Source organism: Synechococcus sp. CCY 9618 (assembly GCF_019038415.1).
In the GTDB taxonomy this organism is placed as follows: domain Bacteria; phylum Cyanobacteriota; class Cyanobacteriia; order PCC-6307; family Cyanobiaceae; genus Cyanobium.
The window spans coordinates 67,196-74,298 of record NZ_JAFKRG010000046.1; the positions used below are offsets into that span (position 1 = coordinate 67,196).

Sequence of the window (7,103 nt, forward strand, 5' to 3'; positions counted from 1 at the left end):
AAGATCTCCAGGTCTTTACACCAGAACAAGGGCAGGTCAGCAAGAACAATGGCAGGTCAGTGCGATCAATCGAAGCCATGGAGAACGGCCGTCGGGGTCCGCTCCTGTGCTGTCCAGTTCAGATCTGAACATGGCTGACGAGGAGGGCTCAACCGGAGGAGAGGCCGGGGAACGCCCTGACAGGCGTGCCAGGCGGAATCGGGTCAGCCGCCTGAAGCTTCACGTAGACGAACGGCGTCAGGAACGCTGAGGCTGATGAACTGCTGATGAGCATCAGTACGATCCACGCCCTTGCCCTTGTCAGAGGAGAGGATAGCTCACCCATCCCAGGAGACACCAGCATCGAAGACAGGGGAAACAGAGCCAGGCGAACGCATCTCAGGTGGTAATGTTGACAGGAAGGCAGACCGCATAGCGCTGCAGCACAAGTGACAGCGCATGGCTTAGTCATCAGAATCGACCGAGAGGAATAGGATGAAGACACTTGAAAAAAGCTTCACAGAAAGGCTGACACAAGACTTGGCTGAAGGACTTCTGGAGAATTGCGATCCTCCGTGCCTCTCGCTGTATCAGCCGACCCATCGAGCCCACCCTGATCATCAGCAGGATCCACTGCGGTTCCGCAACCTCGTCAAGGAACTGGAGAGCTCCCTTGCACAACAATTCACCAAAGAGGAGATACGGCCATGGCTGGAACCCTTCCTGGCACTGGCTGACAACCACGACTTCTGGAATCACACCCTTGATGGTCTGGCCGTATTGGGGGCAAGGGGCAAGATTCGGGTGTGCAGGCTCCAGCGACCGGTCGGGGAGATGGCCATCGTGGCGGATCGCTTCCACATCAAACCCCTGCTGCGCATCCTTCAATCCTCCGACCGGTTTCAGGTTCTCGCCCTGACTCGAACAGCGGTCAGGATCTTTGAGGGCAACCGTGATGCCTTTGACGAGATCGAGCCAGCCCCGGACGTGCCGCGAACGCCAGGTGAGGCCCTGGGAGAAGAACGCAGCGACCCCCACCAGACCGTCGCCTCCTACGGAGGCGTGGGGGCGCAGCAGACGGCCATGCATCACGGCCATGGTGGGCGGAAGTCGGAGCTGGACAGCGCGACGGAGCGTTTCTTCCGGGCCGTGGACCAGGCGGTCCTGGAACAACACTCCCGGCCATCGGGGTTGCCGCTGATCCTTGCTGCCCTTCCGGAACATCATCATCGTTTTCATGCCGTCAGCCACAATCCTTTCCTGATCAGCGAAAGCGTCGACATCGATCCAGGCAACCTGGAGTCGATCGAAGACCTCCGCCAGCGAGCCTGGCTCCTGCTGGAGCCACACCATCGGGCGCGTCTGGGCGCCCTGGCAGAGGAGTTCCACAACGCACGGTCCCAGGGGCGTGCCAACGACGACCCGGCGCAGGTCGCCAAGGCGATCGTCGGCGGGAGGGTCGCCAAACTCCTGATCGAAGACGGCCGCCAGCTTGCCGGGCGGGTGGATACCGCAACAGGGCAGATCTCCCTGGACGATCGGATGAATCCCGAGGTGGGTGACCTTCTCGACGACCTGGGGGTGCTGGCCCTGAAGCTGGGGGCAGACGTCACCATTCTCTCCAGGGAAGACATGCCGACGGCAAGCGGAATCGCCGCCATCAACCGGTATTGAACGGGCTTCAGGAGTCGCTTCAGAGGGAGGTAACTCTCGTCAACGGTGATCCCACCAGATGAAATGGGTTCAGTCCATGAAGACGCCAGAGATCACCAGGAAGTTGCCACCCAGAGAAGGGGCCGATGTCAGGGATGTCGGTGCCTGGGGCGTTCGTAACTACCACACGACTCTGGAACAACGGGCCATGGCTGGCGCCCTCATGACCAGGGGGTACATCTCCATGGTGGTGGCCTCAACGGTGATGGCAACGGCTGGACTCCTGCTCAACAGTTCGGCAGTCGTCATCGGATCAATGTGTGTCGCCCCATTCATGGGCCCTTCTCGAGCCGTCTGTATCGGCGTGCTGTTTGGGAATGGCCGTCTGCTCGTGGGAGGCATCCTCAAGCAGTTCATTGGCCTGCTGGTGATCGGCTCCTGTGTGTCGGCCTTGATCACGCTCGTGCTGAGGAGGATGGGGATACCGAACATCAACATCACCGAGGAGATTCTGCTGAGAGCGATGCCTTCGCTGCAGGAGGTGGTTCTGAGTGCTCTGATCGCGATCTCGGCCGGTGCGGCGGCGTCACTGGCTCTGATCTCCAATCCCCATACGGTGGAACGCCCGTGGGGCCAAGCCATCGACGCGGTGATCGGAGTTCAGGTGGCGATTTCGCTCATCCCGCCGGCGGCGGTGATCGGCATCGGATGGGCGCTCGGAACGCCTGAACACAGCTGGAACGCTTTCTACCTGCTGCTGCTCAATGTGGCGGCGCTGGATATCTTTGGAAGTGTTGCGATTCTCGCCATCAGCGGTGTTCGCCGCCGACACCTTGACCTGGAGCAGCACATTCGCTCCATCGTTGAAGAGATCCTCGTCGCTGTACCCGGTTTCATCGCCCATGGCAGCACGGTGGATGTGACGCTGCTGGCAGACCACAAGGCATGCGTTGATGTCGGCTTGCGATGTCGTCTGGGGAACACGATCGAAGACAGCCTGGCAGATCGGCTCGGTACCGCGATCGCAGCGAAGGCCTATTGTCAAACCGACGTGACGGTAGAGATCATCTCCATTTTGTCCCATGTCAGGATCAGACATTGAGGTGTTGATTGAGCTTCTGCTCAACCGTCTCGGCTGCACCTGATACCAACAGGTCGCTAAAGCTCGCTGATCCAGACGTTTGCATCCATCATCAACTGCGAACCGCCGCTGAACGTACCTGCGATGGGTGGAACGGAGTCAGGCATGCGACCAACGGACACAGGGACATGGGCATCGCCGACGATGACACCCTGGGTTGGGTCAAATCCCTTCCAGCCGGCACCGGGGAGAAACACCTCAGCCCAGGCGTGGGTGCTGCCGGCTTCCTGGGGGGGCAGGGAGGTGAAGCTGTAGCCACTCACGAAACGACTGGCAAAATTCAGGGACCTCGCCGCTTCCATGAACAGAAACGCCATGTCGCGACAGGATCCATGGGCACAAGCCAGGGTTTCGGCGGCGGCTTGCACGCCAGGCTCGGTGCGTTGTCGGTAAGCGACATGCTGATGGATGGCCAGGTTCAGACGTTTCAACAAGGCGTAGCTCTGAATGGCCTCTCCAGGGCTCCAGACCTTGGCCGTCCACTGCGGCAGGAGTCCGGTGGGATCGGCAGCATAGGAAGACGTATAGGCATCCAGAATGGGCCGATCACCCGAGGCATAGTGAAAGGGATAATCGACAGCAGCATCTTCCACCAGAAAGTCGAGTGGCTCATGGTCATACTGAAGAATCGTCATCGCGCTTTCGATCAGCAGCCTCTCGGCCGTGCCCTTGAAGATGGCGACAGCCAGGCAGTTGTCTTCCACATCTCGATGCCAACGCAGGCACGCCATGGGCTGAATCGATAGCGAAGAGGCTTCAATCCTCAGGTCATGGCCCTCTCTGGGGCGAAGCCGTAGCGTGTGCGGGCCCAACCGAACCGGCCCTGTGTAGGTGTAGGTCGTTCGGTGGAGGATCCGATAGCGTCTCATCAGTTCAATTCAGAAACGCCATACGGGGGCCCAGAAACTCAGGGAGAAGTCGGCAGAGCCATGGAAGTTGAACTTATTGGTGGCCATGCAGCATTCAAGCGGTCAAAGGGGAACCAGGCGAGTGACCCCGCCCGTTGAGGTTATTGCGAGTAAATCAGGACGCTATAGGGTGCGATGCTGATGGAGCCATGGCAGGGAAGACCGTCAAACTCGCCGGAGACAGCATCAACGTTGCCACTCTGGTAACCCTGAAAGAGCTCACTATAGCCATCCCAATCGCTGTTGAATCGCAGCTTCCATACATCAATGGCAGGGAAGCCAAGAACATAGTCTTCCTGGGGCTTGTGCAGGAAGTTGGCAATCACAACAACTTCATCGCCCACCCCACCCTTGTCCCAACGGTGAAAGGCAAGCATCTTACGTTCGTCATCGAGGTGATACACCTGGGAGAACTGCCCGCAGAGGCCGCGCGACACAGCATCGCGATTAAGACGAAGCCGAATCAGATCGCGATACATCAGAAGAATGCCTCGAAACTCTTCCCGCTGGTCCCAGTCGACGGGTACCGTATCCCGGAACCATCCGCCCTCAAGAAATTCCTGGCCCTGGAACAGCATGGGAATACCAGGAGACGTGAACACCATGGCAGCCGCCATGGTGGAGCGCTTCTGGGCGTGCCAGCCTTTTGGATCATCGGGGCTGACCTCCTGAGGCAGCCGGGACTGGCCATTGGCAACGTCGTCATGGGACTCGCTGTAGATCACACGCTCAAAGGCGTCATCGTTATAGCGATAGAGAATCGCATATCGGATACGCTCTAGGGAACGATCCTCATCTTGTGATGTGATCACAGCCTCCCGAATGGGACGAACAAACTGGGGATCCCACTGGGAACCGAACCCTGCACCTCCTGCCCCAACACCCTTCGTGATCCAGTCATTGCTCTGCAGATCTTCTGCAATGGAAATCAGGCCTGGACGATGCTGTGCGATGGTTTCGTTAATGGCCTGGAGCATGCTCCATCCATCGGGAAGCTCCTGGGTTCCAGATTCGCCAATGTTCCTAATATAGAGCGTACTGTCAAAACGGAGGCCATCAAGATGGTAGTCCTCCAGCCACATCCTCACGTTGTCGAGGATGTACTCGCGAACTTCTCCACGCCCAAAGTCGGGCCGGGTTTCTCCCCAGGGCGTCAAAGCACGGTCATCGTTGTAGAAATAGATGCCGCCACGGCCATTCTCAGACCAGCCATCAAACTGCCAAAGATCAAGATCGCTGGGACCAAGATGATTATACACAACATCAAGAATCACCGCCATTCCTGCCTGGTGTGATCGCTTGATGAACGTCTTGAAACCAAGCGATCCTCCATAATCTGAATCGACGGCAAAGATATGGGAAGGGTTATAGCCCCAAGAGCGCATTCCTGCGAACGTACCCACGGGCATGATCTGAATGGCATTGACACCCAGCTTCTTCAGATAGTCCAACCGAGCCGTGATCGAAATAAAGTGCCCCGGGTGGCTGGGGTCGTCATCATTGAAGGTACCCACATGCAATTCGTAAATCACGAGATCGCTCCAGCCCGCCAATGAGAAGTCGTCATCTCCCCAATCAAATTCGTGATCATGAACAACGGCACATCCCACAGAGTTCGTGACCTCACGGGCATAGGGATCGATGCGCGTGATCGTTCCTGAATCCGTGACGAGCTGATACTTGTAATGGTCACCCACACCTGCACCCTCGACGTTGGCGTACCAATAGCCCCGATCCTCGGGAGTCATCGGGTTCACGGCTCCATCCCAGCCGTTGAAGCTTCCGACCACCGAGACCTGTTCAGCGTGGGGGGCCCAAAGGCGAAACGCCACTCCCTGGGGAAAGAGGATGGATCCCATCCCTGGAAGCACCGGATACCTGGCCAACGTGGACTCCCGATGGGAGTACTCTTTCACGAGCAGAGGTATTCCCTTCAGAACCGGCAACGCGGGCAATCATTTCTGAGGATGATGCGACCTATAGATGCAGCACTTTGATGCATTCTGCATCAGATCGTCCATCATTCGTTACTCCCTGATTCACCTTTCCGGGCCTGTCCTGTCGTGCTGGAGAACGGGGAAAGGTGGACAGGGCTCAACGATCACGCTTCAGAGCGCTCGGGGCTGGCTAGTTTAGAACAGCCGTTCGGATGGCTGTGGACCCTGTGAACTCTTCAACGATGACTTCCCATCATCATGTGCAGCCCAAGGTGGAATGACACTGTTCAAAGCGCGAGCAACCATGCGCTGCAACGCTCTGATTACCCCATCGCCATCGATATCATGTCCAACAAAAGCGACGCCACAGCAAAAGAGACAGAGGGCAGGCTTGAGTCTGCTCTGGGTGAACTGACCGGTGACGCAGGCCATCAGCTGAAAGGCAAGGCCAAGCAAGTTCAGGCTCTGGCCATGAACGCCGCAGAAGATTTGAAGCAAGGCGCCAAGTCCGTTGCTGATAAGGTCAGTGACGCTGCCAACCAACTGGCAGACAGACTTGACTGAATCTTCAGGCAAGAAATGCGACTCAGCTGATCGATCACCATCCAGAAACCATCCAGTCTCACTCTTCAGCTTTCTACTTCCTGACAAGGGTTTCTGGCGACCAAGTGAATCGCTCCCTTGCGACGCCGTTGGCAGTGAAGGGATGAACCTGAGATTCCCTCACTGCCATTTCTTCCACTGTCTTTTCTTTCATAAGCAACGATGGATTTTTTTCACCAGAGAATCCCTTCACGCTGGAATCAATCACTGTTTTGCTTTTGGCACTCTGGCTCTTGGCCATGGTGTCTTCCTATAGATTAGGGGGGATTGATTCACATCCCGCTGGTTACTTTCGTGATCGCCTTCCTCCAGCGCCTGATCCGAGAACGACCTCTATGACTTCTGACATGTGCCCTCCAACTTCAAAGGTGAACTCCAGAGCCTGATGCGAAACCCATGAATCCTTTTCTGATTGCCAAGACATCAAAATCCTTTGAGGAAGCAAGCTCCGCACTCTTGTCCGCCATTTCAACCAACGGCTTCGGTGTGATGGCGGTGCACGACCTAGGCCAGACTCTGCGTAACAAAGGCATCGACTTTGCAGAGGAGTGCCGCATCTATGAAGTGTGCAACCCCCAACAGGCAGCCAGGGTACTGAAAGACGAGATGGGCCTCAACATGGCTCTTCCCTGTCGAATTTCCGTCTACACCGAAGCCGGTCAGACACGGATCGGCATGATCCGGCCTGAAGGCATGCTACGAAGCCTTTCCTCCAACCCTGCGTTGATCGACGTGGCACGGGAGGTCGAAGCCTCGACCACGGCCATCATCGAGGCGGCGGCGTCCTAGCTGTGTAGTGCCACCAGGTTGTTCCGGCTGACAAAGGGGTGTGAGGCCGACAGGGTTGTGGTGCGACCCAACAGCCCCAGACCTCACCCCCCA

At 57.3% G+C, this 7,103-nt stretch carries 7 protein-coding genes; 4 read left to right on the forward strand and 3 right to left on the reverse strand.

Going from position 1 to position 7,103, the window contains the following annotated elements:
- The first annotated feature begins 474 nt into the window (after positions 1 to 474).
- The gene (locus KUG41_RS11340) at positions 475 to 1,653 is read left to right on the forward strand and encodes a hypothetical protein (protein WP_216904170.1); all 1,179 of its coding nucleotides are present in this window, start codon (positions 475 to 477) and stop codon (positions 1,651 to 1,653) included.
- 76 nt (positions 1,654 to 1,729) lie between these two features.
- The gene (locus tag KUG41_RS11345; protein WP_216904171.1) at positions 1,730 to 2,734 is read left to right on the forward strand and encodes a DUF389 domain-containing protein; all 1,005 of its coding nucleotides are present in this window, start codon (positions 1,730 to 1,732) and stop codon (positions 2,732 to 2,734) included.
- A 56-nt stretch (positions 2,735 to 2,790) separates the two neighbouring features.
- Here KUG41_RS11345 and KUG41_RS11350 read toward each other — a convergent pair whose 3' ends face one another.
- Together KUG41_RS11350 and KUG41_RS11355 are read right to left on the reverse strand one after the other, a co-directional pair.
- Positions 2,791 to 3,642 (reverse strand): transglutaminase family protein, encoded by an 852-nt coding sequence (locus KUG41_RS11350; RefSeq protein WP_216904172.1) that lies wholly within the window; start codon positions 3,640 to 3,642, stop codon positions 2,791 to 2,793.
- A gap of 140 nt (positions 3,643 to 3,782) precedes the next feature.
- A complete protein-coding gene (locus KUG41_RS11355) occupies positions 3,783 to 5,540 on the reverse strand; it encodes an alpha-amylase family glycosyl hydrolase (protein ID WP_216904173.1) in 1,758 nt (585 codons plus the stop codon).
- A 423-nt stretch (positions 5,541 to 5,963) separates the two neighbouring features.
- Here KUG41_RS11355 and KUG41_RS11360 point away from each other — a divergent pair, with 423 nt between their 5' ends.
- Positions 5,964 to 6,182 carry a CsbD family protein gene (locus tag KUG41_RS11360; RefSeq protein WP_216904174.1) on the forward strand — a complete coding sequence of 73 codons (219 nt, stop codon included), beginning with the start codon at positions 5,964 to 5,966 and terminating at the stop codon, positions 6,180 to 6,182.
- Positions 6,183 to 6,255: 73 nt separating this feature from the next.
- Here KUG41_RS11360 and KUG41_RS11365 read toward each other — a convergent pair whose 3' ends face one another.
- Complete coding sequence (locus tag KUG41_RS11365; protein WP_216904175.1) at positions 6,256 to 6,462, reverse strand: hypothetical protein; 207 nt, start codon at positions 6,460 to 6,462, stop codon at positions 6,256 to 6,258.
- A gap of 155 nt (positions 6,463 to 6,617) precedes the next feature.
- Between KUG41_RS11365 and KUG41_RS11370 the strand changes: the two genes are divergently transcribed.
- Positions 6,618 to 7,010 (forward strand): DUF302 domain-containing protein, encoded by a 393-nt coding sequence (locus tag KUG41_RS11370; RefSeq protein ID WP_216904176.1) that lies wholly within the window; start codon positions 6,618 to 6,620, stop codon positions 7,008 to 7,010.
- Positions 7,011 to 7,103 lie beyond the last annotated feature (93 nt).